Origin of the sequence: Pseudomonas sp. A214 (assembly GCF_900156295.1) — a bacterium.
GTDB lineage: Bacteria > Pseudomonadota > Gammaproteobacteria > Pseudomonadales > Pseudomonadaceae > Aquipseudomonas > Aquipseudomonas rhizophila.
Genome location: NZ_LT707062.1, coordinates 4,304,790 through 4,330,989 on the forward strand (window position 1 = coordinate 4,304,790; position 26,200 = coordinate 4,330,989).

The following is a 26,200-nucleotide window of genomic DNA, read 5'->3' on the forward strand; positions in this document are numbered from 1 at the left end:
GAGCATCATTGCGAGGAAATGAGGGGCTCACCCCGCCACCCGCACCACGCCCATGTCGATCCCCAGGTGGACCAGTTCGGCATGGGAACTGACCTGCAGCTTGCTCTTGAGCAGCGTCAAGTGATTGGACACGGTCTTGGCGCTGATGCACAACTGTTCGGCAATGGTGCGAGCCGGGGTGCCCCTGGCGAGCATCACGAAGATCTCCAGCTCGCGCTGGGTCATGCATTGCAAGCGCGGGTCGGTGTTATGCCGGGTACTGGCGCAGGCCAACTGGGTGGCCAGGGCTTGTTCGATGTAGGCATGGCCGGCCAGCACCCGGCGCACGGCCTCCACCAGCACCTGGGGTGCCGAATTCTTGGTCAGGTAGCCCGCAGCCCCGGCGTCCAGCGCCTGGCGGACCAACGGCAGTTCATCGTGCATGCTGAAGAACAACACCCGCAGTTGCGGCAGGCGCTGGCGCAGGCGCCGGGTGGTTTCCAGCCCGCTGATACCGGGCAGGCCGAAGTCCATGATCACTAGGTGAGGCACCTGCTCCAGCACTTGGCTCAACGCCTCCTCACCGGTGGCGGCTTCGCGCACGTGCAGCTCCGGCATCAGCGCCCGCAATAGGCTGGCATAGCCCTGCCGAACCACCGCATGATCGTCGACCAACAAGATGTTCATCACGCCTCCAGGGGAATATTCAAAGCCAGAGCCCAACCGGCACCGGGCTGGCTGATGATGCGCAGTTCGCCACCCAGGCTACGGGCGCGCTCGGACATCGAGTGCAGGCCAACGCCCGCTCGATGGGGCCCGGTCGCTCCCCGGCCGTTGTCACGCACCAGCACTCGCAAACGCCCGGCCCGATGGTGCAGGCGAATCCGCACCTGCGTGGCGCCGGCATGCCGGACGACATTGGTCAGCGCTTCCTGCAACAGGCGATACAGGTGGGTCTTGTTCGAGCCCGACAACGGCGGCAACGGCGCGTTGATCCGCAGCTGACAGGCGATGCCCTGGTTTTGTTGCCACTGAGCCACCAGCAGCTCGATGGCCTCGGACAGCGGCAGGTGCTGAAGCACCACCGGATACAGGTCTTGCACCAGCGCACGGAATCCCTGTTGCAGATGCTCGCAATGACCCTCGAGCTGGCTGACGGTCTGCTCCAGCATCGGCGGCTGATCGATCACCAGCCGCAGCAAGCATGCCCGGGCGCGGATCCCTGCCACGTATTGGCCCAGGTCATCGTGCAGGGTCCGAGCCAGCTGAGTGCGTTCCTGCTCCTGCACAGCCAGCAGGGCTTGAGTAAGCCGGGTGTTATCGGCCTGGGCCTGAGTCAGGGCAGCGGTCATGCGATTGAAATGCACCGCCAATTGCCGGGCCTCCGGGATAGCATCAGCGGCCAGCCGCACCTGCAAATCACCGGCGCAGACCTGACGCAGGGCCTGCAGCAACTCATCGAGCAATCCCATACCCCGGCGCACCGCCCAGCGGATCACCAGCAGGCTGACCAACAGCGCCAGCGCACAGACGCCGAGCAGTTGCACCAGGGAATCGAGGACTTCTTCGATTTCGTCCCGAGGATCGACCGCGATCCAGGCCCGGCGACCGTCGCGCAAATCCACCACCTCGGCAGCCGGAGCGTCGCCCAGTAACCAGCGACCAAGCCAGGCGCTCACCCCGCCCTCGCTGTTCACCGGGTGCATCTGCCCCGCCGCCAACCAGTGCACCCGTACATGACGCAGACTGCCGGTCAACCGCGACTGGAGACTGGCCGGGTTGCGCTCGGCGGTTTCACTCAGGTAATGCACCACGGACTCGGCCGATTGCAGCTCGCGTTTCACATCGGCCATGGCTTGATGCAGCAACAGGACCGCACAAGCCAGGGTGACCACGGCGAAAAACGCCGTCACCCAGAGGTTGATTCGCCAGAGGGCCGACATGGTTAGCGGCCCATTCCCTGGCCGGCACAGAACCCCGGTGGGAGCGAGCCTGCTCGCGATGAGATCGGCACATTCAACAGCGCTGTCGACTGAACCACCGCTATCGCGAGCAGGCTCGCTCCCACAGGGGAACCTCTGTGCTCGCAGGTTTTGTGTTCGCGGCAGCTCTTTGGTTTGCCAGACAACCGATCCACGCCAATCAGACTCAAGATCAGCAACAACGGCAGCAGCAGGGCTTTGAGAATCCGCACGGTCTGTCCGCTCCTGATGAATGACGATGACTGGCATCCTAAAACCCCGGCGTCGACAGCGGGTTACTACCTTGGTACTGGCCCGGCGGTACTTTCTGCATATTTCCCCCTGGACACAGGCTTCCTATGCTGGCGCTACCCGCAAATGGAGGTGTTATGCGCCGGCTCGTCAGTTACGCCTTGATCCCTTTGCTCGCAGCGGCCAGCGCCGGGTTGCCGGTCGCCGCCCAGGCTGGCGACGGCGCGCCGCTGCAAGTGCGCATCGGCTACCTGGGTTACCGCCCCGACCCGGGCCCGCTGCTGTCCAACGTCATTGAAGAGCCCGCCGATGCCGGGCTGCGCGGGGCGCAGTTGGCGATTGTCGACAGCAACAGCACCGGGCGTTTTCTCAAGCACGATTACCAACTGCAAAGCGCCAGCGTCGACAGCCCCGAAGCCTTGCTCCAGGCCGCCCGAGCGCAGCATGACCAGGGTCTGCGGTTGTTTGTGGTCAACGCGCCATCCGCCAGCCTGCGCCAACTCAGTGCCGCCCTGCCCGACAGCCTGCTGTTCAATGCCGGCAGCGCCGACGACAGCCTGCGCACCACCGATTGCCTGGGCAACGTGCTCCACAGCCTGCCCGACCGGGCGATGCTCGCCGATGCCCTGGTGCAGTTCAGCGTCGTACGCAAATGGCGGCGGGCATTACTGATCGTCGGCCAGACGGCCGAGGACCAGGCCTATGCTGCTGCGCTACGACGAGCCATGAAGCGTTTCGGCATGAAGGTCGTCGCGCAAAAAGACTGGCAGTTCGACAACGACCAGCGCCGCAGCGCCCAGGCCGACATGCCTTTGTTCACCCAGACCGCCGAATACGACGTGGTGCTGGTGGCCGACGAGCGCGGCGACTTCGGCGAATACGTGCCCTACCAGACCTGGTACCCGCGTCCGGTGGCCGGCACACAAGGCCTGACCCCCACCGCCTGGCACAAGACCGTGGAAACCTACGGCGCGGCACAGCTGCAAAAACGCTTTGAAGCCCTGGCCGGGCGCTGGATGAATGATCGTGATTTCGCCGCCTGGATCGCCGTGCGCAGCATCGCCAGTGCCGTGAGCAAACTGCGCCGGGACGATCCATTGGCCATCCGCCAACTGGCGCTGAGCGAGCAATTGCCGCTGGACGGTTTCAAGGGGCGCAAGCTCAGTTACCGGCCGTGGAACGGGCAACTGCGCCAGCCGATTCCCCTGGTTCAGCCGCGGGCGCTGGTGAGCACCTCGCCCCAGGACGGTTTTCTGCACCCTACCAACGAAATGGACAGCCTGGGCTACGACCGGCCCGAAGTGAGCTGCCGCTACCCCTGATCCCTTCAAGAACAACAATAAGGAAACCGCCATGCGCCGCCCCCTGCTTGACCCGACCCGGTTCCAACCTGCCCTGCTTTGCCAGACCCTCACCCTGGCGGCGGCGTTGTTGGTCGCCGGCCCCGCCGCCGCCAGCATCGCCTGGGTTTCCAATGAGAAAGACAACAGCCTGAGCCTGATCGACATGCAGAGCCTGGAGGTCATCGAGACCCTGCCGGTGGGCCAACGCCCCCGAGGCCTGTTGCTGTCCCACGACAACCGCCTGCTGTACATCTGCGCCAGCGATTCGGACCGGGTCCAGGTGATGGACGTCGCCACCCGCAAGATCATCAAGGAATTGCCCTCCGGCAAGGACCCGGAACAGTTCGCCTTGCACCCCAATGACCGCTGGCTCTACGTGTCCAACGAAGACGATGCCCTGGTGACCGTGATCGACACCCAGACTTCCGAGGTGCTGGGACAGATCGGCGTCGGCGTCGAGCCCGAAGGCATGGCCGTCAGCCCCGATGGCAAATGGGCGGTCAACACCAGTGAAACCACCAACATGCTGCACTGGATCGACACCAGCACCCAGACCTTGGCCGACAACACACTGGTGGACCAACGGCCGCGTTTCGTCGAGTTCAGTCGTGACGGTTCGCAGCTCTGGGCCTCGGCGGAAATCGGCGGCACGCTGACGATTCTCGATGTCGCCAGTCGCCAGGTGCTCAAGACGCTGACGTTCCAGATCAAGGGCGTTCACCCCGACAAGGTACAACCGGTGGGCATCAAGCTCAGCGCCGACGGCAAACTCGCCTTCGTCGCCCTGGGCCCGGCCAATCACGTCGCCGTCATCGATGCCAAGACCTTCGAAGTGCTGGATTACCTGCTGGTGGGGCGGCGCGTCTGGCAACTGGCATTCACCCCCGATCAACGCCAACTGCTGGCAACCAATGGCGTCAGCGGCGATGTGTCGGTGATCGACGTGCAGAGCCGCAAAGTGCTCAAGTCGGTGAAAGTGGGGCGTTACCCCTGGGGTGTAGTGGTGACGCCATGAACGCCCTGGAAGTCAGCGACCTGAGCTTCGCCTACGGCGCGCGCGAAGCCCTCAGGCAGGTGAGTTTCAACCTCGCAGCCGGGCGCTTCGCCGCGTTGCTGGGCCCCAATGGCGCCGGCAAATCGACGCTGATTGCCTTGCTCACGCGCCTGTATGACGTGCAGCGTGGTGAGGTCCGCGTCGGCGGCCATTCGTTGCAGACCTCGCCGCGGCCGGCCTTGCGCCAGTTGGGCGTGGTGTTCCAACAGAGCACCCTGGACCTGGACCTGAGTGTCGAGCAGAACCTGCGTTACCACGTCGCGCTGCATGGCCTATCGCGGCGCCAGGGCAGTGTGCGCATCGACGCGGAACTGGCCCGCCAGCAGTTGACCGAGCGGCGCCAAGAACGAGTGCGTGCCCTGAATGGCGGCCATCGTCGCCGGGTGGAAATCGCCCGGGCGCTGCTGCATGAACCGCGCCTGTTACTGCTCGATGAACCCAGCGTTGGCCTTGACCCGGCCAGCCGGCTGGCCCTGAACCAACACGTCCGCCAGTTGTGCCACGAGGGCATCAGCGTGCTGTGGACCACGCACCTGCTGGACGAAGTACAGCCCAGCGACGATCTGCTGATCCTGCATCAAGGCCGCCTCGTCGCCAGCGCACGCGCCGACGCCGTCAGTCAGGCACATGGCGGCACCCTCGGTTCGGCCTTCACCCACCTGACCGCAGCGGGAGTTCACCCATGAACGCGTATTGGCAATGCTTCAGCGGCATCGTGGTGCGTGAATGGCTGCGTTTCGTGCTGCAACGCACGCGCTTTCTCAGTGCCCTGGTGCGGCCGCTGCTGTGGCTGCTGGTGTTCGCCGCCGGCTTTCGTGCGGCACTGGGCATCGCCATCATTGCCCCCTATGACACCTACATCCCTTATGAGGTGTACATCGTGCCTGGCCTTGCCTGCATGATCCTGTTGTTCAATGGCATGCAGGGGTCGCTGTCGATGGTCTATGACCGGGAAATGGGCAGCATGCGCGTGCTGCTCACCAGCCCCCTGCCGCGGGCCTTCCTGCTGGCGAGCAAGTTGCTGGCAACCTCGTTGATCTCGTTGTTGCAGGTCTACGCATTTCTCGCCATTGCCTGGCTGTACGGCATCCAGCCACCGGCCATGGGCCTGCTGCTGGCGTTTCCGGCGCTGCTGCTGGTGGCCCTGATGCTCAGCGCCCTGGGCTTGCTGCTGTCCAATGCCATCCGGCAACTGGAGAACTTTGCCGGGGTGATGAATTTCGTGATCTTCCCGATGTTCTTCCTGTCCTCGGCACTGTATCCATTGTGGAAAATGCTGGAGGCCAGCCCTTGGCTGTACTGGCTGTGCGCGGTGAGTCCGTTCACCCATGGGGTGGAGCTGGTGCGTTATGCGTTGTATGAACGGTTCAATCTGCTGGCGATGGTGGTGTGCGCGGGCTTGACCCTGGTGTTCGCGCTACTGGCGGTGTGGACCTTCAATCCGCAGCATGCGGCGTTGCGCAAAGCAGGCTGATTGCACGACGAATAACCCTTGTGGGAGCGAGCCTGCTCGCGATAGCGGTGCGTCAGTCACGTCTCTGCCAACTGAACCACCGCTATCGCGAGCAGGCTCGCTCCCACAGGGGATAGAGCATGACCTAGGTTTGACACTTGTCTTTGAGCCCGAAATTACTACTTTAGTACCGGTTTTCCTGTCTATGGTCGCATTCACAAGACCTCGACCCTGGCATGTAATGGGCGCATAACAAAAAGGATAAATTCCCATGCCCCGTTTGCTGGTGATCGTCTTGCTGGGCCTGTGGCTGAATGTCGCCCAGGCTGACACTGCGCTGTTCTCCGCGCAGGGCTATCGCATTGCCCAGTACCGCAGCCCGACGCCCGCCACCGTCGATGGCGCAAAGACACTCGATACCCAGGCACTGCAACAACTGATGGGGCAAACGCCATCTGCGATCCTGATCGACGTCTATCGCCGCCCCTGGCTCCAGGGACGCTTCATCGACAACGAGCCCCACGCCAACCTCCCCGGCAGCCTGTGGCTGGCCAATACCGGCGACGGCGAACTCGACCCGACCTGGCAGGATTACTTCAACCATCACCTGGGAAAAGCCACGGGCGGGCGAGCGGATCAACCGCTGGTCTTTTATTGCCGCTCTGATTGCTGGTTGAGCTGGAACGCGGTAAAACGCGCCGCCGCCATGGGCTATAAACAGTTGTATTGGTACCGCGACGGCCTCGACGCCTGGGAGGCGGCCCGCCTGCCCTTGCAAGCGGCCCGGCCCGAACCCTTTCCCTGATTTCAATGAGTGCGTGCCCCGCTCCACCCACACGACAATAACGAGGTGAATGGCCATGTATAAGATCCTGATAGCCGACGATCACCCACTGTTTCGCGAAGCCATCCACAACGTCATCAGCGACGGTTTTCCTGGCAGCGAGGTGATGGAAACCGCCGATCTGGACAGCGCCCTGGCGTTGACCCGCGAGCACGACGACCTCGACCTGATCCTGCTGGACCTGAACATGCCCGGCATGCACGGCCTCAATGGCCTGATCAACCTGCGCAACGAGGCGCCGACCATCCCCGTGGTGATCGTCTCCGCCGAACAGGACAAACAGGTGGTGCTGCAAGCCATTACCTACGGCGCGGTGGGGTTCATCACCAAGTCCTCGCCGCGCTCGCAGATGACCGACGCCATCGAGCAGATTCTCAACGGCAACGTGTACCTGCCACCGGACATCATCCGCACGCAGAAAAGCCCAATGGGCCGCCGCCTGAACGAAACCCCGGCCTTTGCGCCCGAGCTGCTGCAGGCACTGACCCGTAAACAATTGCTGGTGCTGGAACGCATGACCAAGGGCGAGTCGAACAAACAGATCGCCTACACGCTGGAGATCGCCGAAACCACGGTCAAGGCTCACGTCTCGGCCATCCTGCGCAAGCTCAATGTGCACAATCGGGTGCAGGCGATTCTCAGTGCCGGGGATATTGATTTCGGGGCTTATCTGCGCCGTTGAACCGCTGACACACATCCCTGTGGCGAGGGGATTTATCCCCGCTGGGGCGCGAAGCGGCCCTAAAACCTAAGAACTCGGTCTGCCTGGCAGATCCAGGGGGGCTGCTTCACAGCCCAGCAGGGATAAATCCCCTCGCCACAACAGCGTTCGGCTCAATGACTCTTGGGCCCACTCAACAAATGACTCATCGCAATCTTCAGTTTCATCGGCCGCACCGGCTTGTGCATCAGGGTGTGGCCGCGTTCGCGGATCTGCTGCTTGAGTTCGTTGCTGTAGTTGGCGGTGATCATCATGGCCGGGATCGCCGAGGCCCGGCGGGCGTTGATCCGGGCCACGGCGTCGACGCCGTTCTGCTCGTTGTCCAGGTGATAGTCGGCAATCAGCAGGTCGGCCTCGGCATGGTAGTTGTCCACCTGGCGCGCCAGGTCCTGCTCCGACAGCGCGGTCACCACCCGACAACCCCAACCTTCGAGCAGCGTACGCATGCCGGCGCAGATGGCCGCGTCGTTATCCAGCACCCAGACCCGGGCCCCGCGCAAGCGCTCAAGCATCGGCTCGCTCATCTCCAGGCTCGGCAACGGCTTGGGCGCGGTGGCGCTCAGGGGCACGTCGATGGAGAACACCGAGCCCTTGCCCGGCCATGAACGCACCTGGATCCGGTGCCCAAGGATCCCGGCGATTTTCTCGACGATCGCCAGTCCCAGGCCCAACCCTCGATCCTGATCCGGGCGCTGCACATCGCCGCGCTTGAACTCCTGGAAGATCTCTTCAAGACGGTTTTCGGCAATGCCGATGCCACTGTCCCAGACCTGGATGGACAAGCGCTGACGGTGCCGGCGACAGCCCAGCACCACCCGCCCGCTGGGGGTATAGCGAATGGCATTGCTCAGCAGATTGCGCAGGATCCGCGCCAGCAACTGCATGTCGCTGCGCACCAGGGCCGAACACGGCACAAAGTGCAGTTCCAGCCCCTCACTGCGCGCCACCTGGACGTATTCGGCGGCCAGGTTGTCGAGCAACTCGCTGAGGGCGAACGGCGCGATATCGGCCTTGATCACCCCGGCATCGAGCTTGGAAATGTCCACCAGCGTGCCCAACAGGTTTTCCACGTCCTGCAGCGAGTGGCTGACGTTGCGCACCAGTTGCGCATTCGCCACCGGCTCACGGCGCTCGAGCAAAGCGCTGGTGAACAGCCGCGCGGCGTTGAGCGGTTGCAACAGGTCATGGCTGACCGCCGCAAGGAATTTGGTTTTCGACAGGTTGGCCTGCTCGGCCTCGCGCTTGGCCTCGCGCAAGCGCAGCTCCACCCGGCTGCGCTCGTCGATTTCGCGCAATAGCTGGTCATTGAGGGTGGTCAGTTCGGCGGTGCGTTCCTGGACGCGCTGTTCCAGGTTCTGATAGGCCTGGTGCAGCGCCTCGGCGGTGCGACGCCGCTCGGTGATGTCGCGGATCAGCACGAAGATCCCCACCACTTCACCATTGGCCAGCCGATTGGGCACGTAGGAACGCAGCATATAGCGTTCCTGGTTGTTGATATTGGTCTCGGCAAACTCGAACGTCACACTCTCACCGGCCAAGGCCCGGGCCACGTAGGCCTCCAGGCGCTGGTAATGCTGTTCGCTGTGGGCCTCGCGCAGGCTCTGGCCGAGCATCACGCCACGGGGCCAGCAATACCATTGCTCGTAGACTTTGTTGGTAAATTCGTAGACCAAGTCGGCATTGAGGTAGGCGATCAGCGCCGGCACATGGTCGGTGATCAGGCGGATCCAGCGTTCGCTTTCACTCAGGGCCTCGGCGTGCTGGTAGCGCTCGGTGATGTCGGTGAAGGTGTTGACGTAGCCGCCGGTGGGTAGCGGATGGGTGCGAATCTCCAGGACCCGGCCATCCGACAGGCGCTGCTCGCTTTCGTGGATGAGCCGGCCATTGCTGTCGCGACTGGCCGGGGTCAGCAGTTGCAGTTCACTGTCGGCGATCACCTCGGAAAACGGCCGATGGGCCGCCACTGGCGCCAGACCGCTGAGTTCCAGGAAGCGACGGTTCCACAACTCCAGCACACCCTGGGCATTGACCATGGCCACGCCCTGGGAAAGGTTGTCCACGGCCCGTTGCAACAAGTGCGATTTCTGCGCGATGGCCTGTTCGCGACGCACGGTTTCACTGAGTTTGACGTCGGTGATGTCGGTAAACAGAATCACTCGACCGCCTTCCTGGGTTGGTCGTTCGCTGACTTGCAGCCAGCGCCCGTTCTGCAAGCGGTAAAGCACATGCTCGTCGGCCTGGCCACGCGGTTCTTCGCTGAACAACCCGTTGGCGGTCATCAGTCGCTTGACCTCGGAAATGCGCATCCCGGCGATGATACGCACGCGGCTGTGGGCCCAGAATGCCTTGAAGCGGCTGTTGAACAGGACGATGCGCTGTTGTTCGTCGAACAGCACAAATGCATCGGAAATGCTCTCAATGGCATCGATCAGGTGCCGGTGGGCGGTTTCCGCGCGCAGCCGCGCTTCGCCCAGCAGGTGATTGCCGGCCTTGAGCTCGGCCATGGCCTGGTTCAGGGCGTCGGTGCGCTCGCGAACCTGCTCGGCCAGCACCACTGAATGCTGGAACGCCGCATACGGGTCGTTGCCCCGGGTCACGCCGGACTCCACCCGTTCGATCAGTGCGTCGTTGATCCGCCGCAGTTTGCGGTTTTCGTGCTGCAGGCTGGCGATCTGCGCCTGCAGGTCAGCGATGGCCGGGGACGCGATGGCGGGCAATGGCAACTCCGGTGAAGGTCTGGTTGATGTGCATGCCATTGAACTGCTCTCCGTAGGTGTTGAAGCCCATCACGCGATGGTCGCGCAGGAACTGGCCGATCTGCTCCAGGCCACCGCGATCTTCCAGTTCCATGCGCCTGAGAAAACAGTCACAGCCGATGGTCAGCAGCAAGTCACCCAGACGCCCCTGCAAGCCGCTGAACAGCTCTTGCAGGTTGTGCAGCAAAGGGCCCGGGGTCATCGCCGTGAGCACGATGCCGTTCTCCACCGCGCAGTAAAAACTCAGGCTCAGGTCTGGGTGCACCTGCTGGATCGCCCGCACGTAATACTGGTCGTTGATGCGCACCGCCAGCGGATGGGCGGCGAAGACCCGGTAGTTCAGCGCATTCACCGGCACGCCGATGTGCCGGGCATATTCCTCGGCGGCGGGTTCGGCATTGAGCTCGTAGACACGCCGTGAGGTGCTGTCGGCCCCGGTCACGACCAACTTCTCCTCCCGAGGCAGGATGTGATGGGTGGTGAACACCTCGAAATCCAGCCAGGTGTTGATCAGCACCACCACGGCCGCGCCGCTGTGGAACTGACCTTCGTAGTACACGTGGGTGTGAGTCAGGTAGTTGTCGTCGCCGGCCGAACCGCCGAAATGCGGAATGTCCCCCAGCGCCGCGCTCAACGCCGCCAGCACCATCTCCTCGCGACTGGACAACCCATCGAGCAAGGTCAGGGCAAAGCTGTCGCCCTTGATCGGCGCCAGCGCATTGCTGCGGCAACCGCTGGCCAGTCGTTCGACCATTTGCTGGGCGTCGATCAAGCTGAAGTGCTCCATTTCCCCGATCAGCTCGGCGGCAATGGAAAAATGCCGATGATCGAAACCCACCGCTGTGACGCAGTTGCGGCCATAGCCTTGACTGGTGATTTCTCCGGCGCTGGTGCAGCCCACCAGGCGAATCCCGCCGAAGCTCTGGGAGAGCGCCTGGCCAAGAGCCGGCAAGTCGTATTCGGCGGAGCAGAAAAACAGCACGAAACCCAAGTGCGGGTGCAACAACTGCCGCGCCAGCTCCTGGGCAACCTGCTGGACGTTCGTTGCCTGGGACATGGCGCTTATCACACCTTCGCTCTGGGCCTTTAGCATCTTCGCCTCCGACGGGTGCGTGACAGGAACCTTGAGTGTACGAAGCGGCGCCCGACTCACGAATGCTACTTGGGTAGCGGGTAGACGCTTCCATGGGAGGAGAACAGTGGCGGCCCCTGCCGCGATGCGCACGGCAGGGACCACCACAAAAAACCCCGGGCTTCGGCTGGAATGCTCCTGTGGTGAGGGGATTTATCCCCTCACCACAGGGTTGGGCATTGCCCCGATGGATCCTCTTTACCAGGTCAACACCGCCCCCACCGCAAAGGTGTCGGTGTCTTCGTTCTGGGCGCTGGTGTCATGGCCGTTGATTTCGAACTGGTTGTATTCGGCCACGAGCTTGAGGTTGTCGTTGACGTCATGGAACAGCGCTATGCCACGGGTTTCATAGTCGGCGCCGCTGCCCACCACGCCATTGCCGTCGTCCTCGGTCTTGCCGTAGGACAGCGCCAGGCGGTTCTTGCCCAGTTTGTAGGAGCCCTGCAACAGGTAGCCGGTACTGTCGACATTGCGCAACGTCGCTTCGCCGGCGTTGTTGGTGAAGAACGGGTTGATACCCTTGGCCTGGAACCCGGAACCGGTGAGCGACAGGCCGCCCATCTTCGCCTGTACGCCATAGCCCAGGCCTTTGGAGGTCACTGAATCGACCGTGGTGTCGGTGTTGTCCGAGGTCTGGTAGCTGCCGTTGAGCCAGCTGTAGATCTTCGCCCCACCCAGGTCGAACTGGTAGGTCACCTCACTTTCAGTACGCGGATTTTCCTGGTAGGCCTTGCCGGTGGCACTGCTGTCGTTGGTGTCCACCGGGTCCATGATGCCCACCGCCACCCGCAGCCCATCCATCACCGGCGTGCGGTAAGTGATCTGCGAAGTCGGGAACGGATACGGGTAGCCGCTGCCGATGTTGCCGAACGACACCCCGCCGCCGTCCACCAACCCGAGGGTGTCGCTGACCTGCCCGTAACCGGCCAGTAACTCGTCCAGCAGAATGTTGGAACGGGCGAACAGACCGAAGTCCTTGCCGACCAGCACTTCACCCCACTGCGGATTGGCGACGGTGCCGTAGAACTGCCGCACGTCGATGGCGGTGTCGGTGCCGTTGGTTTCGCTGTCGTTGATGGTCACCCAGAACGAGGCACGGGCGCCAAGCTTGAGGTCATCGACCTGCTTGCCCATGTTGAAACCCAGGTAGTTGGGCAAGAAGCCCATCTTGACCCGCGCCTGCCGACGGTCGAACTGCTCCCCTGCCCGGTCAACATCGCTGTTGACGTAAAAGGCGTTGATATAGCCGTCGGTGGAAAAGGTGGTCTGGTCCTTGTCGTACAGCATGATTTCAGCCTGGGCCCACGACGTCAGGCCAAGGCTCGAAAGGCCGGCGATGACCGCAGGCAAAAAACGGTGGCGAGTATTTTTATTGTTGTGCATGGCGCGCTCCGCAACATGAGACGGGATGTCGGAGGCGATTATCGAAAGGCGACAGGCCGCGTCATACGCTGCCTTGGAGGCAATTGGCGGATGCTTTGGAGGCGCCGGCCCGGCGCGGCAGTTTGGGTGTAAGACTGCGATGTGACGGAGGGGCAATACTTAGGGCCTAACCCTGAAACTAAGGTGGGAGCGAGCCTGCTCGCGATGGCGGTGTGTCAGCCACCCTAAATGCTGCTGACCCAACGCCATCGCGAGCAGGCTCGCTCCCACAGGATCCTTGACTCAGAACCTCGGTTTGACGGTTTTCCAGTCCGGCTTGTAGCGCTGCATCTGCCGCACATCGTCGCGCTGGCGGATGCCGCAACTGAGGAACTGCTCATGCAGCTTGCCCAGTTGATCGCGGTCCAGCTCCAGTCCAAGCCCCGGCGCACGGGTGATTTTCACGCAACCATCGACAATCGGCAGCTTGCCGCCCTTGATCACCTCTTCATCCGGTTCCTGCCACGGGTAATGGGTGTCACAGGCGTAATCCAGGTTCGGCACCGAAGCCGCGACGTGGGCCATGGCCATCAGGCTGATGCCCAAGTGGGAGTTCGAATGCATCGACACGCCCAGGCCAAAGGTGTCGCACATTTTCGCCAGCGCCTGGGTGTCTCGCAGCCCGCCCCAGTAATGATGGTCGGCCAAGACGATCTGCACACTGTTGAGCGCCACGCTGCGACGGAACTCGTCGAAATCGGTGACCACCATATTGGTCGCCAGCGGCAGGCCCGTGCGCCTGTGCAGTTCGGCCATGCCTTCGAGCCCTGGTGTGGGGTCTTCGTAATATTGCAGGTCATCGCCCAGCAGCTCGGCCATGCGAATGGAAGTTTCCAGCGACCAGTTACCATTGGGATCGATGCGCAGCGGGTAGCCGGGAAACGCCTGTTTCAACGCCTTGATGCAGGAAACCTCGTGTTCCGGCTCCAGGGTGCCAGCCTTGAGCTTGATACTCTTGAAGCCGTAGTCCTGGATCATGCGCCGGGCCTGGGCGACGATCTGCTGTTCGTTGAGCGCCTCGCCCCAGCTGTCCGGCGGATACGGCGAACCGACGTGCTCGGCGTACTTGAAAAACAGATAGGCGCTGAACGGGATCTCATCCCGAATCGCCCCGCCCAGCAGATCCACCAGCGGCACGTTCAGGTAATGGGCTTGCAGGTCCAGGCAGGCCACCTCAAACGCTGAGTAAGCATTGCTCACCGCCTTGCTCGCATGGGAACCCGGCGCCAGCTCCGCACCGGCAACGCTGGCGGGCCGGTGGGCGGCCACGGTGGCCTGGACGATGGCCCGCAACTGGTTGAGGTTGAACGGGTCCAGCCCGATCAACTGGCTTTGCAGTTGCTGCTGGATCGCCAGGGCCGGCGCATCGCCGTAACTCTCTCCCAGGCCGATGTAACCGTTGTCGCTCTCGATCTCGATGATCGAACGCAACGCGTAGGGCTCATGAATGCCGCTGGCGTTGAGCAACGGCGGATCGCGAAAGGCGATGGGTGTGACGGTGACGCGGGTGATCTTCATGCAGCGGCTCCGATCATTGTTTTTGTAGAGAACGGGCCGATGATGGACGGAGGGTATTGTTCCCGTCTAATCTAACTTGGCACTTGATTGATACCTGGATTGAATCAATGTTTGAACTGGCCCAGCTACGCTGCTTCACCACGGTGGCGACCGAACTCAACTTCCGTCGCGCCGCCGAACGTCTGAACATGACCCAGCCTCCGCTGAGTCGGCAGATCCAGTTGCTGGAACATCACCTGGGTGTCGAACTGTTCACCCGCAGCACTCGCAGCGTGGCGCTCACCGCCGCCGGACGGGCGTTTTTCATCGAAGCGCAGAACCTGCTGGAGCAGGCGCAACAAGCCGCCGTGGCCGCCAAGCGGTTTGCCCAGGGCGACATCGGCTCAGTCACCATCAGCTTCGTCGGCAGCGCGGTGTATGAGTTTCTACCCAAAGTCATCGCCGAAGCCCGCTTGAAGCAACCCCAGGTAAAAATCGTTCTGTCGGAGATGAACACCTACCAGCAACACGAGGCCCTGCGCGCTCGCCGCATCGACCTGGGGATCGTCCGCTCGCCACTGCTGGAAACCGGCTACGCCACCGAGTGCCTGGTGCGCGAACCGTTCGTCCTGGCCGTGCCCGTCGGGCATCCGCTGGCCAGTGCCGATTCGGTGGGCGTCGAAGATCTCGACGGTGAACCCTTCCTGATGTACTCCCACTCCGCCTACCCACCTTTCAACGAACTGCTCACCGGCATGCTGCGCTCGGCCCGCGTTGCACCGCAGTTCGTGCAATGGCTGGGTTCCTCACTGACGATCCTGGCGCTGGTCAACGCCGGCATGGGTCTGGCACTGGTGCCCCGGTGTGCCACCAGCGTGGTGTTCAGGCAGGTGGTGTTTCGTGAAATCGATCTGGGTGAAGGGGTACAAAGCGAGTTGCACCTGGTATGGCGCCAGGACAATGACAACCCGGCGTTTGCCATGTTGCTGGAGGGCATTCGCGGGGCGGTTCGCGAGGGTCTCTGAATCTGAAGCCTACCGATGTCGCCCTCCGCAGTGACCAAACTTGACGACCTATTCCCGTCACCCCAAACAAGTTGTACGATGACAGACGAGATCAGCCGAAAACGCTAATCCGCTCCGATACCTACAAAAATAAGGAAATACCCATGAAAAAAGCCACATTGGTCATCAGCTTTCTGTGCCTGTTCAGCGGCTACGTCGCGGCTGCCTCTTCATCGGCCGAGCAGGAAGTGGCCCAGGCCGTCGACCACCTGACCCAAGCCATGCTGCACAAAGACATCCCACAACTCCAGGCACTGGCCGCCGAAAACCTGACCTACGGGCACTCCAGCGGGAAGATTCAGGACAAGAAAGCCTTCATTGCCGACATCGAAACCGGCAAGAGCGCGTTCAAGACCCTGGAGATGAAGGACCAGAAAATCACCCTGTCAGGCGATGTGGCCCTGGTGCGTCACCACTTCTCCGCGCAAGCGCTCAAAGGCACCGAAGTGGTTCCGACGGAAATTGAGAACTTTCAGATCTGGCAGAAGCAGAAGAATGGCAAGTGGCTGCTGATTGGGCGGCAGGCGTTTCGGTTCTGAGCTAAAAATCTCCGTGGGCGCCGTTAGTTAACTTGAAGCGGCAGGGATTCAATGTGGCGAGGGGATTTATCCCCTCGCCACAGGTCACCGTTACTTCAATCCGCCGCCCACTGCTCCCGGTACTGCAGCAGGAAATCGACAAAGGCGCGCACCCGCTGCGGCACGTACCGACCGTGGGGATACAGCAAGGTGAACGGACGTGAGCGCCCCGCGAAAGGCGCAAGTACCTCCACCAATTGCCCGTTGGCCAGCTCCTGCTCCACGATGAATTTGTAGGTCTGGAACAAGCCGGCGCCATGTTTGGCCAGCGTCACGCCGCCGAGCACATCGTCCGAACAGCAATAACCCCCTTCGCCGAACACCTCCTTTTCCTTGCCGTCGACATTGAACAACCAGGAAATCCGCCGCCCGCTGCTGGGCAGCTCGAACTGGATGCACTCGTGATCGTCCAAGTCTTCAAGGACCTGCGGCGTGCCGGCCTTGCGCAAGTAATCCGGGGACGCAACCACCACCAGTTTCGCGTCTTCCAGCAGCCGAGCGATCATCGATGAGTCGGGTTGCGCTCGCACCCGGATGGCGAGGTCATAACCTTCGGCAACGAAATCGATGTTTCGATTGCTCAGGTGCAGGTCCACCGTCACTTGCGGGTACAGCGCCCGAAAGGCCGGCAGCAAGGGCAGGATGCGGTGATGACCGTAGGTGGTGGGCAGGCTGATGCGCAGTTGCCCGGACGGCACCGATTGCGCGCCCATCATTTCCTGTTGCGCCTCCACCAGTTGCGTCAGCGCTTGCCGGCATTGCTCGAAATAGGTCCTGCCGGCTTCCGTCAGCCGAATGCTGCGTGTGGTGCGCACGAAAAGACGCGAACCCAGGCGCTCCTCCAGACGGAAAATCGAGCGACTCACCGCCGCCGGAGTCACACCGGCAAGCTGGGCCGCCGCGGTGAAACTCCCTGCCTCCGCCGCCAGGCAGAACAGTTCTATGCTGCCCAACTGCAAGTCTTCGAAATGACGCTTCATGATTCGTTACACCGCGTATCAACTGAAAGTTCCAGACACCTGTTTATCAGCCGCAGGCGTATAAATATAGTGGCCCCCGTGGCGCGGGAACCTCCTGCGCTCATTTCCCATCAGCAGGAGTGCATCATGCCTTTCGTCAATGTGCGTATTACCCGCGACGGCGTCACTCGCGAGCAGAAAACCCAGGTCATTTCCGAGATCACCGAAACCCTGCAGCGGGTGCTGGGCAAGGACCCGCACTTGACCCACATCGTGATCGAGGAAGTCGACACCGATAACTGGGGTTACGCGGGTATGACGACGACGCAATACCGAAGCTTGCCCAAAGAGTGACGGTTCTACCTTCCCGAGCCCGGTCCAACTGACCGGGCTTTTTTGTGCCTGATGATTAACCCTGTGGGAGCGAGCCTGCTCGCGATGGCGATGGACCCGTCACATTGATGTTGGCTGGAATACCGTCATCGCGAGCAGGCTCGCTCCCACATTGAATTAATTACATGACGTATCAACTCAAGTACCAGCCCCCGTATTTATCAAACCCAAGCGCATCAATACCCTGATCTCAACCACCGCCAACATCGGCGCAACGGTTTCAATTCAATTGATCAGGAGTTCAATCATGAGCCTCAACAAAACCGTCATCATCACCGGCGCCTCCAGTGGCATCGGCCTGGGTCTGGTCCAGGCGTTCCTGGATCGGGGTTATAACGTGGTGGGCAATGCCCGCTCCCAGTCCGGCCTGGACAGCGCGGCGCAACAGCTCGGCCATCCGGCGAACTTCATTGGCGTGGCCGGTGATATCGCTGACCCGGCGACTTCAACCCGTCTCATCAACAAAGCCATCGAAACCTTCGGGGCCGTGGACGGGCTGGTGAACAACGCCGGCTTCTTCCTGCCAAAACCTTTCATCGAATACAGCCCCCAGGACCTGGAAGCGCTGCTGGACACCAACCTCAAGGGTCTGGTCTACGCCAGCCAGGCGGCTGCCGCACACATGATCGGTCGTCAGCAGGGTTTCATCATCAACATCTCCGCCGCCGTGGCCCTGCAACCGAACATCCAGGTGCCGGCGGCGCTGCCGGTGTTGATCAAAGGCGGGGTCAACCAGATGACCCGTGCCCTGGCGCTGGAGCTTTCGCCGCACAACATCAAGGTCAACGCGGTCGCCCCCGGCATCATCGACACGCCCATGCATGACCCGGCGCACCGCGACTTCCTCAACAACCTGGCCCCGTCCGGTCGCGTGGGCACCATCGAGGAAATTGCCGAGGCCGTGTTGTACCTGGCGCGCGCTGATTTCACGACCGGCGCGATACTGCCGGTAGACGGCGGGATGAGCACGGGCAAGTGGTAAAAAGAAAAACCCCGGAGGCACAACCTCCGGGGTTTTCATGACGCCTGGAGTTCAGAGCGTATAGGAGATGCCGGCCTGCACGGTTCGCGGTGCGCCTGGGTAGGCATAGACGTTACCGAAAGCGCCTTCTTCGTAGTCGGCGTCGAACAGGTTCTTCAGGTCCAGGTTGAGGCGGATCCGCTCGTTGACCTTGTAGTAGCCGAGCAGGTCCACCACCGTGTAGCTGTCCATGGAGAACGCAGTCGCCGCCGTCTGGCCGGCCCGTTCATCCACATACTTGGCGCCTAGTCCCAGGCCCAGCCCTTTGAGGCCGCCATCCTGGAACTCATAGACGTTCAACAGGCTGAAGGTGTTTTTGGGCACGTTGAGCAAGCGGGTGCCGGACGGGATATTGATGTCCTTGGTCACTTCGGCATCCACATACGCGTAACCACCAATCACGCGCCACTCCGGCGTCAAATTGCCCGCCATGTTCAGGTCAAAACCACGGCTGCGCACTTCGCCAGCGGCCACGCTGAAGGTGGAATCCACTGGGTCAGTGGTGAGCACGTTACGTTTTTCGATCTGGTACACCGCCGCATAGACACTCAACTGACGATCCAAGGCTTCCCACTTGATCCCCATCTCATAAGACTTGCCCTCTTCCGGCTTGAACCCGCCGCCTTCGCGACTGGCACCGTTGTTGGGTTTGAACGAGCGCGCGGTATTGGCATAGACAGCCAAGGTGTCGGTCAAATCGTAGATCACACCCAGGCGCGGGGTGACCGCGCTGTCGGTGACGTCCCAGTTCCGACTACCAGGCGGGGTCTGAGGGACGAAACTCTCGTACTGATGCTCGAACCGCTCAAAACGTGCCCCGGCCAACAGCTTCAAGCGCTCAGTCAGCGCCACCTGATCCTGCACGAATACGCCAAACGTCTTGAGGTTTTCCTGATCATCGGTGGGCGTGCGTGTCAGCGCCGGGCGTGGCTGGCCATACACCGGATCGAAGATATCGATTGGATAAGCACTGCTCCCCGCGGCGGAACGTTTGATGATGGACTGGTAGTCGTAATCTTCATACTCGATGCCGGTCAACAGTGTGTGCTCGAACCCACCCGTGGAAAAACGCCCGGTGAGGTTAAGTTGGGTGTCCCGGTCAGTCCACTCCAGTTTGCGATAGTTGAAATTGCGCCCCAGGGTACGCCCGTCGGCGGCGATGCCGTTGCCTTCCACCGCGTTGCCCTGCAGGGTGCCGTCCAGCCATTGGGTGCCGCCGGCCAAGGTCCAGTCGTCGTTGAGCATGTGCTCGAAACGCACCTGCAGCATGTTGTTGTCGTTGTGCAACTTGCCGGCGTCTTTCTCGCCGAAGAACGTATCGCGCGAGGCGGTGCCGCGCTGGCCGGCGTAATGGGTCAAGCCACGGTCCAGCGGCGCATTGTTGCGCATGAAGTCGCCTTCGAAGGTCAGGCGCGTGGTGTCGTTGACCTGCCAGGTCACCACCGGCGCAATGCCATAGCGTTCGGTCTCGACGTGGTCGCGGAACGTATCGCCGCCCTCGCCGATCACGTTCAGGCGATACGCCAGGCGCCCTTCTTCGTCCAGCGGGCCCGAGGCATCGAGGGTCCCGCGACGCATGCCCTGGTCGCTGACCTGGCTGCCCAGGGTCACCGTGCGTTCGGCCAATGGCTGCTTGGACACCACGTTGAAGGTGCCGCCTGGATCGCCGCGACCGTACAACATCGTCGCCGGGCCGCGCAGCACTTCCAGGCGCTCGATGGTGTTGGCATCTGGCATGTTCGGGTAACCGCGGTTGATCGGGAAACCGTTGCGGTAGAACTCGCCCGTGGTAAAGCCGCGGACCGTGAACGTGGTCAGGCCCTGGCCACCGAAGTTGTTCGCCCTGCCGACCCCGCCGGCGTAATCGAGCGCGTCTTGCAGCCGGGTGGCGCTGAGGTCTTCCACCACGTCGCGCGAAACCACGGAAATCGACTGTGGGGTTTCATGAATCGCGGTGTCGGTACGTGTCGCGCTGGCCGAACGGGTCGCGTGGTATCCCTTGACGGGCCCTTGCGCGGACTCGATCTCCGAAAGACCCACGATGTCCGTGGCTTGCAGTTCCAACGGTGCGGAGGTTGCGGCCATGGGCTCGTCTGCCCACGTGGATACGGAATAAGCCTGGAGCACACACAGTGAAACGAGAATCCGACGCATCGATGCACAATCCTAACGAAAATACGTCAGCCCCCAGAGGCCGACAAGAATGTGTCGCGAAAGATACAGCAACTCATTCTTGTTTGACACAAATTCCCATTCACAACCCAGCAAAATGCCCCTTCCTGGCACGTGCCAACTGCACAACGCGACTGCTGGCAAAGTCGTATACCATATCCCCAACCAAGCCAAACGACCGCCGCCGTGACCTTATCCAAGTTCAATCTGCCTGATCTGGGCAACACCCCTTCCACTTCGGAAATCATCACCCGTCATCTGCGCGAAGCCATCGTGGCCGGGCATTTTGCCGAGGACGAGCCCATTCGCCAGGACGACATCGCCCGGCAGTTCAACGTCAGCAAGATTCCCGTGCGCGAAGCCCTCAAGCGCCTGGAAGCCGAGGGGCTGGTGATGTTCCAGCGCAATCGCGGGGCGATGGTCACGCGCATTTCCGAGGCGGAGCTGGCGCAAATGTTCGAGGTGCGGATGCTGCTGGAAGACAAAGTGCTGCGCCTGGCGATTCCCAACATGACTGAAGAGACCTTCGCCCGCGCCGAGAGCATCTGCCGTGAGTTCATCGGTGAAGACGACGTGGGTCGTTGGGCTGAACTGAACTGGCAATTGCATGCCTGTCTCTACGAGCCGGCGCAGCGCCCCTTTCTGGTGGGTTTGATCCGCTCGGTGCACGACAAGCTGGAGCGCTACCTGCGCATGCAGATGAGCCTTTCGGCCGGCAAGGAACGCGCCGACCACGAACACCGGGAAATTCTTGCGGCCTGCCGCGCCGGTGATGTGGAGCGGGCGGTGAAGTTACTGGACGAACACATCGCCGGCGTTTGCAAGACGCTGTTCGAGTTCCTGCCTTCGAGCCATTGATGCGTCGCTGCTGTGCCGATTTCGTCATGAGTGACAGATAAATCCATCAAGCCGTCACCCCCCAGCGCGGGCCACGCTTGCCGTCACTCATCTGAACGGACGTGGCCCCCCATGAAACGCATCACCGTGATCGATTCCCATACCGGCGGCGAACCGACCCGTCTGGTCACCGACGGTTTTCCCGACCTGGGCCAAGGCAGCATGGCCGAGCGCCGCCAGCGTCTAGCGACACAGCATGACGCCTGGCGCACCGCCTGCGTGCTGGAACCACGGGGCAGCGATGTGCTGGTGGGGGCGCTGCTCTGTGAGCCGCAGGACCCGAGCGCCTGTGCCGGGGTGATCTTCTTCAACAACAGCGGCTACCTGGGCATGTGCGGCCACGGCACCATCGGCCTGGTGACGTCACTGGCACACCTGGGCAAGATCGGCCCTGGCGTGCACACCGTCGAAACCCCGGTGGGCACGGTGCAAGCGACCTTGCATGAGGACCGTTCGGTCAGCGTACGCAATGTGCCGGCCTACCGTTACCGCAAGGCCCTGAGCCTGGAGGTGCCCGGTATCGGCCCGGTGGTGGGCGATGTGGCCTGGGGCGGCAACTGGTTTTTCCTGATCGCTGACCATGGCCAGCGCGTGGCGGGCGACAACCTCGACGCGTTGACCGCCTATACCTACGCCGTGCAGCAGGCCTTGGAACAGCAAGGTCTGCGGGGTGAGGACGGGGGCCTGATCGATCACATCGAACTGTTCGCCGATGACCCGCACGCCGACAGCCGCAACTTCGTGCTCTGCCCCGGCAAGGCGTATGACCGCTCCCCATGCGGCACCGGCACCAGCGCCAAACTGGCGTGCCTGGCCGCTGACGGAAAACTGCAACCCGGGCAGATCTGGCGCCAGGCCAGTGTCATTGGCAGTGAATTCGAAGGCTCCTATGAGTTCGACGGCGAGCGCATCGTGCCGACCATTCGCGGTCGCGCCTACATCAGCGCCGAAACCACGCTGGTCATTGAGCCGGATGATCCGTTCGCCTGGGGCATCGTCCCGTGAACGCCGGCCACGTCGCCGATGTGATCATCATCGGTGCCGGCATCATCGGCGCCGCCTGCGCCCGGACGTTGGCCCGGCGAGGCTTGAAGGTCCTGGTACTCGATGCCGGTTGGCACGGCGCCACGGCTGCCGGCATGGGCCACTTGCTGGTGCTGGACGACAACCCGGCGGAACTGGCCCTCAGTCAATATTCCCTGCAGCGCTGGCGCCAGTTGGCCCCGGCCCTGCCCGACGCCTGTGCCTGGCGCAACAACGGCACCCTGTGGCTGGCGGCCAATGCCGAGGAAATGGCCGTTGCCCATAGCAAGTACCTGAACCTGCTGGCTCATGGCGAAGACTGCGAGCTGATCGGGCGTGCGGCCCTGCAGCAGCGTGAGCCGCAACTGCGCGAAGGCCTGGAGGGCGGCCTGCTGATCAAGGGCGACGGGATCCTGTACGCCCCGGCTGCCGCGCGCTGGATGCTGGAGGAGGCCAATATTGCTCAGCAACGCGCCCAGGTCGTTGAAGTGGATGGCCATCGAGTGCGTCTTGAGGATGGTCGCTGGTTGAACGCAGAAGCGGTGATTCTCGCCAATGGCATCCAGGCCACCGAGCTGTGCCCGGAGTTGCCGATCGAAGCCAAGAAGGGCCATTTGTTGATCACCGATCGTTACCCCGCCACCGTCTCCCACACCCTGGTGGAGCTGGGGTATGTCACCAGCGCTCACAACGCCAGCGGTCCATCGGTGGCGTGCAATATCCAGCCGCGTCCGACCGGGCAGCTGTTCATCGGTGCCTCGCGACAGTTCGGCACCGTCGACCCGCAGGTGGAAGGCTGGATGCTGGCAAAGATGCTCAAACGTGCTGTCGACTACATGCCAGGCCTGGCACACCTCAACGGCATCCGCGCCTGGACCGGTTTTCGCGCCGCCAGCCCCGACGGCCTGCCGCTGGTGGGGCAACATCCGCAACGCCCTGGCCTGTGGCTGGCGGTGGGTCACGAAGGCCTGGGCGTGACGACGGCACCCGCAACGGCCGATCTGTTGGCCGCGCAACTGTTCAACGAAACCTCGCCGCTGGCGACGCAACCGTACCTGCCACAGCGTTTTCTGGGAGAACCGGCCCATGCCTGATCTGTTTCTCGATGGTCGCCCGCTCACTGTCGTCAGCGGCACCAGCGTCGCCGCCGCCCTTGCCCTGGGAGCCGACGGTTGCGGCCGCACTTCGGTCAGCGGCCAGCGCCGCGCGCCTCTGTGCGGCATGGGCATTTGCCAGGAATGCCGGGTGATGATCGATGGCCATCGACGCCTGGCCTGCCAGACACTGTGTCGCGATGGCATGCAAGTGCAAACACGACCATGAACGAAACCACCGACCTGTTGATCATCGGCGCCGGCCCCGCCGGCATGGCTGCCGCCCTGGCCGCGGCAAGCAGCGGCATGCGCATTGTGCTGCTGGACGATAATCCATTTCCGGGCGGGCAGATCTGGCGCGACGGCCCCCAAGCTCACCTCCCCGCCGAGGCCCGACGTCTGCGCAACTCATTACAGGCCTGCGCCAATGTGCGCTGCCACGCCGGCACCCGCGTCATCGCCTGCGCCGCCGATAAAACCTTGCTGGTGGAAGATGCCGAACGCGGCTGGCAGATCACCTACCAGCGCTTGATCTTGTGCACCGGCGCGCGCGAACTGCTGCTGCCCTTCCCCGGCTGGACGCTGCCGGGGGTGACCGCCGTCGGTGGTTTACAAGCATTGATCAAGAGTGGCCTGCCAGTGCGCGGCGAACGGCTGGTGATCGCCGGCAGCGGTCCGTTGTTGCTGGCCAGCGCCGCCACCGCCAAACATCAAGGGGCGCAGGTATTGCGGATCGCCGAGCAGGCCAATCATCGCGCCGTCGCCGGTTTCGCCGCGCAGTTGCCGCGCTGGCCGGGCAAGTTTTTGCAGTCGTTCAGCCTTTTCGATCCCCACTACCGCACCGGCACGCATGTGCTGGAGGCCCTGGGTCGCGAGCGGCTTGAGGGCGTGCGCCTGCTACAACAGGGCAAGACACTTGAACTGGCCTGCGACCGTCTTGCCTGTGGGTTCGGGCTCATTCCCAATACTCAGCTCGGCCAGGCCTTGGGCTGTGGTCTTGAAGGCCAGGCGCTAGCTGTTGACGCCTGGCAAGCGACTACCCGCCACGACCATTACGCCGCCGGTGAATGCACCGGGTTCGGTGGCAGCGAACTGGCGCTGGTGGAAGGCGCCATCGCCGGCCACAGCGCCGTTGGCAATAGTGTCGCCGCTCAACGCTTGTGGCCTCGCCGGGCACGCTGGCAAGGTTTCGCCCGGGCGTTGAACAAGGCCTTCGCCTTGGACGCGCGACTCAAGACCCTCGCTCGGGACGACACACTGGTGTGCCGCTGCGAAGACGTGCCGTATGGCGAGCTGGTCGACCACCAGGACTGGCGCGCCGCGAAACTGGCGAGCCGGTGCGGCATGGGGGCCTGCCAGGGGCGGGTCTGCGCTGCCGCGCTGGAACATCTGTTCGGCTGGCCCTCACCCACGCCGCGCCCGCCCTTCAGCCCGGCGCGGATCGAGACTTTGCTGCACCTGGAAGAAACCCCGCCCACTTGAGCCCGTGCAAGCCCAACCTGTGGGAGCGAGCCTGCTCGCGATAGCGCCGGTTCAGCAGCATTGATGTTGACTGACACTCCGCTATCGCGAGCAGGCTCGCTCCCACAGTTGCTTCGGGTCATTCATAAAGAACTGTGCGAACCAGCGTGCGATTGCGAGGTGACAGGTCCCGTATTTTCGATCGACACTGCGCTACCGCGAGCACGCTCGCTCCCATCAGAAGGCGATGCTGGACCATGTACCCCACGCTCACTTCCTTCGCCCCCTGCGATTTACCGACCCTGCTCAACAGCCTGCAACCCATCGCGCCGTTGCTCGACACCCTGTCGGACGTGGTGTTTTTCATCAAGGACAGGCAAGCCCGCTATGCCTTCGTCAACCAGACCCTGGCCCGGCGTTGCGGCTTCAAACAAAGCGCTGACCTGCTGGGCCTCACTGCCGAGCAGGTTTTTCCCGAGCGTTTCGGCCCGCTGTACACCGAGCAGGACCGACGGGTGCTGGCCAGCGGCCGGGAACTGGCCGACCAGCTCGAACTGCACCTGTACTACGGCAACCAGCCGGTGTGGTGCCTGACCCATAAACTCGCCCTGCATGCGCCCAACGGCCAGATCGTCGGCCTGGCCGGGATTTCCCGGGACTTGCAACTGCCCCAGTCGAGTCACCCTGCGTTCCACAAACTGGCGGCGGTGGATGCCCATATCAAACAGCACTTCGCCCACCCCATCAGCCTTGCCGACCTGACCGCTATCGCCGGGTTGTCGGTGGCGCAGTTGGAGCGCCACTGCAAGCGCATCTTCCAGCTCACGCCCCGGCAGATGATTCACAAGGCGCGGCTGGAAGAAGCCTCGCGGTTGTTACTGGACCACGACCTGCCCATCACCGAAATCGCCCTGCGCTGCGGCTACACCGATCACAGCGCGTTCAGCCGGCAGTTCCGCGCCTTGACCAGCCTTTCACCCAGTCAGTATCGCGAAAATCAGCGCTGACCTGTGTTCCCTGGTGGGGCATGGGGACTGCGATTGCTCCTATCTGTAACACCGCACGCAAGCGTTGTTCGGCGTCTGACGCAGCTCCACGTCTTTTAATGCATGCACATCAAAGCC

24 protein-coding genes are annotated in these 26,200 nt (G+C 62.6%); 16 read left to right on the forward strand and 8 right to left on the reverse strand.

Annotation, left to right across the window (positions count from 1 at the left end; genetic code table 11):
• Window positions 1–27: 27 nt before the first annotated feature.
• Window positions 28–666 carry a response regulator gene (locus tag BW979_RS19190; protein WP_076385161.1) on the reverse strand — a complete coding sequence of 213 codons (639 nt, stop codon included), beginning with the start codon at window positions 664–666 and terminating at the stop codon, window positions 28–30.
• A complete protein-coding gene (locus BW979_RS19195; protein WP_076385163.1) occupies window positions 666–1,922 on the reverse strand; it encodes a HAMP domain-containing sensor histidine kinase in 1,257 nt (418 codons plus the stop codon). The genes BW979_RS19190 and BW979_RS19195 overlap by 1 nt, the downstream gene beginning before the upstream one ends.
• A 407-nt stretch (window positions 1,923–2,329) precedes the next feature.
• On the opposite strand from BW979_RS19195, the gene BW979_RS19205 reads away from it, so the two are divergent.
• The 6 genes from BW979_RS19205 (at window position 2,330) to BW979_RS19230 (ending at window position 7,568) form a co-directional block, all read left to right on the forward strand.
• The gene (locus BW979_RS19205; protein ID WP_076385167.1) at window positions 2,330–3,514 is read left to right on the forward strand and encodes an ABC transporter substrate-binding protein; all 1,185 of its coding nucleotides are present in this window, start codon (window positions 2,330–2,332) and stop codon (window positions 3,512–3,514) included.
• Between the two features lie 31 nt (window positions 3,515–3,545).
• A complete protein-coding gene (locus BW979_RS19210) occupies window positions 3,546–4,550 on the forward strand; it encodes a YVTN family beta-propeller repeat protein (protein WP_047228996.1) in 1,005 nt (334 codons plus the stop codon).
• A complete protein-coding gene (locus BW979_RS19215; protein WP_076385169.1) occupies window positions 4,547–5,275 on the forward strand; it encodes an ABC transporter ATP-binding protein in 729 nt (242 codons plus the stop codon). The genes BW979_RS19210 and BW979_RS19215 overlap by 4 nt, the downstream gene beginning before the upstream one ends.
• Window positions 5,272–6,063, forward strand: coding sequence for an ABC transporter permease (locus BW979_RS19220; protein WP_076385171.1), 792 nt, complete (start codon window positions 5,272–5,274; stop codon window positions 6,061–6,063). The genes BW979_RS19215 and BW979_RS19220 overlap by 4 nt, the downstream gene beginning before the upstream one ends.
• Before the next feature lie 250 nt (window positions 6,064–6,313).
• Complete coding sequence (locus BW979_RS19225; RefSeq protein WP_076385173.1) at window positions 6,314–6,847, forward strand: PQQ-dependent catabolism-associated CXXCW motif protein; 534 nt, start codon at window positions 6,314–6,316, stop codon at window positions 6,845–6,847.
• Window positions 6,848–6,902: 55 nt separating this feature from the next.
• Window positions 6,903–7,568: a response regulator transcription factor gene (locus tag BW979_RS19230; RefSeq protein WP_047229013.1), complete on the forward strand. Its 666-nt coding sequence runs from the start codon at window positions 6,903–6,905 to the stop codon at window positions 7,566–7,568.
• Window positions 7,569–7,720: 152 nt separating this feature from the next.
• Here the strand turns inward: BW979_RS19230 and nahK are convergent, their stop codons facing one another.
• The 4 genes from nahK to BW979_RS19250 all read right to left on the reverse strand — a co-directional run bounded on the left by nahK (window position 7,721) and on the right by BW979_RS19250 (window position 14,435).
• A complete protein-coding gene (nahK, locus tag BW979_RS19235) occupies window positions 7,721–10,363 on the reverse strand; it encodes a hybrid sensor histidine kinase/response regulator NahK/ErcS' (protein WP_080962912.1) in 2,643 nt (880 codons plus the stop codon).
• Window positions 10,293–11,456, reverse strand: a complete 1,164-nt coding sequence (gene nosP, locus BW979_RS19240; RefSeq protein WP_076385175.1) for a nitric oxide-sensing protein NosP — start codon at window positions 11,454–11,456, stop codon at window positions 10,293–10,295. The genes nahK and nosP overlap by 71 nt, the downstream gene beginning before the upstream one ends.
• Window positions 11,457–11,693: 237 nt before the next feature.
• Window positions 11,694–12,878, reverse strand: coding sequence for a porin (locus BW979_RS19245; RefSeq protein WP_076385177.1), 1,185 nt, complete (start codon window positions 12,876–12,878; stop codon window positions 11,694–11,696).
• A gap of 282 nt (window positions 12,879–13,160) precedes the next feature.
• Entirely contained in the window at window positions 13,161–14,435 is a 1,275-nt protein-coding gene (locus BW979_RS19250; RefSeq protein ID WP_076385179.1) for a glucarate dehydratase family protein, read from the reverse strand.
• A 107-nt stretch (window positions 14,436–14,542) separates the two neighbouring features.
• Between BW979_RS19250 and BW979_RS19255 the strand changes: the two genes are divergently transcribed.
• Both BW979_RS19255 and BW979_RS19260 read left to right on the forward strand, forming a co-directional pair.
• Window positions 14,543–15,439, forward strand: coding sequence for a LysR substrate-binding domain-containing protein (locus BW979_RS19255; RefSeq protein WP_047228988.1), 897 nt, complete (start codon window positions 14,543–14,545; stop codon window positions 15,437–15,439).
• 143 nt (window positions 15,440–15,582) lie between these two features.
• Window positions 15,583–16,017, forward strand: coding sequence for a nuclear transport factor 2 family protein (locus BW979_RS19260; protein ID WP_047228987.1), 435 nt, complete (start codon window positions 15,583–15,585; stop codon window positions 16,015–16,017).
• Window positions 16,018–16,112: 95 nt separating this feature from the next.
• Here BW979_RS19260 and BW979_RS19265 read toward each other — a convergent pair whose 3' ends face one another.
• Complete coding sequence (locus tag BW979_RS19265) at window positions 16,113–17,036, reverse strand: LysR family transcriptional regulator (RefSeq protein WP_076385181.1); 924 nt, start codon at window positions 17,034–17,036, stop codon at window positions 16,113–16,115.
• 126 nt (window positions 17,037–17,162) lie between these two features.
• Here BW979_RS19265 and BW979_RS19270 point away from each other — a divergent pair, with 126 nt between their 5' ends.
• Complete coding sequence (locus tag BW979_RS19270) at window positions 17,163–17,369, forward strand: tautomerase family protein (protein ID WP_047228985.1); 207 nt, start codon at window positions 17,163–17,165, stop codon at window positions 17,367–17,369.
• A gap of 286 nt (window positions 17,370–17,655) precedes the next feature.
• The gene (locus BW979_RS19275) at window positions 17,656–18,390 is read left to right on the forward strand and encodes an SDR family NAD(P)-dependent oxidoreductase (RefSeq protein ID WP_047228984.1); all 735 of its coding nucleotides are present in this window, start codon (window positions 17,656–17,658) and stop codon (window positions 18,388–18,390) included.
• A gap of 51 nt (window positions 18,391–18,441) precedes the next feature.
• Here the strand turns inward: BW979_RS19275 and BW979_RS19280 are convergent, their stop codons facing one another.
• Entirely contained in the window at window positions 18,442–20,583 is a 2,142-nt protein-coding gene (locus BW979_RS19280; protein WP_076385183.1) for a TonB-dependent siderophore receptor, read from the reverse strand.
• A gap of 204 nt (window positions 20,584–20,787) precedes the next feature.
• Between BW979_RS19280 and BW979_RS19285 the strand changes: the two genes are divergently transcribed.
• From BW979_RS19285 to BW979_RS19310, 6 genes are all read left to right on the forward strand, one after another.
• Window positions 20,788–21,459, forward strand: a complete 672-nt coding sequence (locus BW979_RS19285) for a GntR family transcriptional regulator (RefSeq protein WP_076385185.1) — start codon at window positions 20,788–20,790, stop codon at window positions 21,457–21,459.
• Between the two features lie 111 nt (window positions 21,460–21,570).
• Complete coding sequence (locus BW979_RS19290; RefSeq protein ID WP_047228981.1) at window positions 21,571–22,503, forward strand: 4-hydroxyproline epimerase; 933 nt, start codon at window positions 21,571–21,573, stop codon at window positions 22,501–22,503.
• Window positions 22,500–23,615: an NAD(P)/FAD-dependent oxidoreductase gene (locus BW979_RS19295; RefSeq protein WP_047228980.1), complete on the forward strand. Its 1,116-nt coding sequence runs from the start codon at window positions 22,500–22,502 to the stop codon at window positions 23,613–23,615. Before BW979_RS19290 ends, BW979_RS19295 begins: the two co-directional genes overlap by 4 nt.
• Window positions 23,608–23,844, forward strand: coding sequence for a 2Fe-2S iron-sulfur cluster-binding protein (locus BW979_RS19300; RefSeq protein WP_076385187.1), 237 nt, complete (start codon window positions 23,608–23,610; stop codon window positions 23,842–23,844). Before BW979_RS19295 ends, BW979_RS19300 begins: the two co-directional genes overlap by 8 nt.
• Window positions 23,841–25,097 (forward strand): NAD(P)/FAD-dependent oxidoreductase, encoded by a 1,257-nt coding sequence (locus BW979_RS19305; protein ID WP_076385189.1) that lies wholly within the window; start codon window positions 23,841–23,843, stop codon window positions 25,095–25,097. Before BW979_RS19300 ends, BW979_RS19305 begins: the two co-directional genes overlap by 4 nt.
• A gap of 236 nt (window positions 25,098–25,333) precedes the next feature.
• Window positions 25,334–26,083 (forward strand): AraC family transcriptional regulator, encoded by a 750-nt coding sequence (locus tag BW979_RS19310; RefSeq protein ID WP_076385191.1) that lies wholly within the window; start codon window positions 25,334–25,336, stop codon window positions 26,081–26,083.
• The last annotated feature ends 117 nt before the right edge of the window (window positions 26,084–26,200 follow it).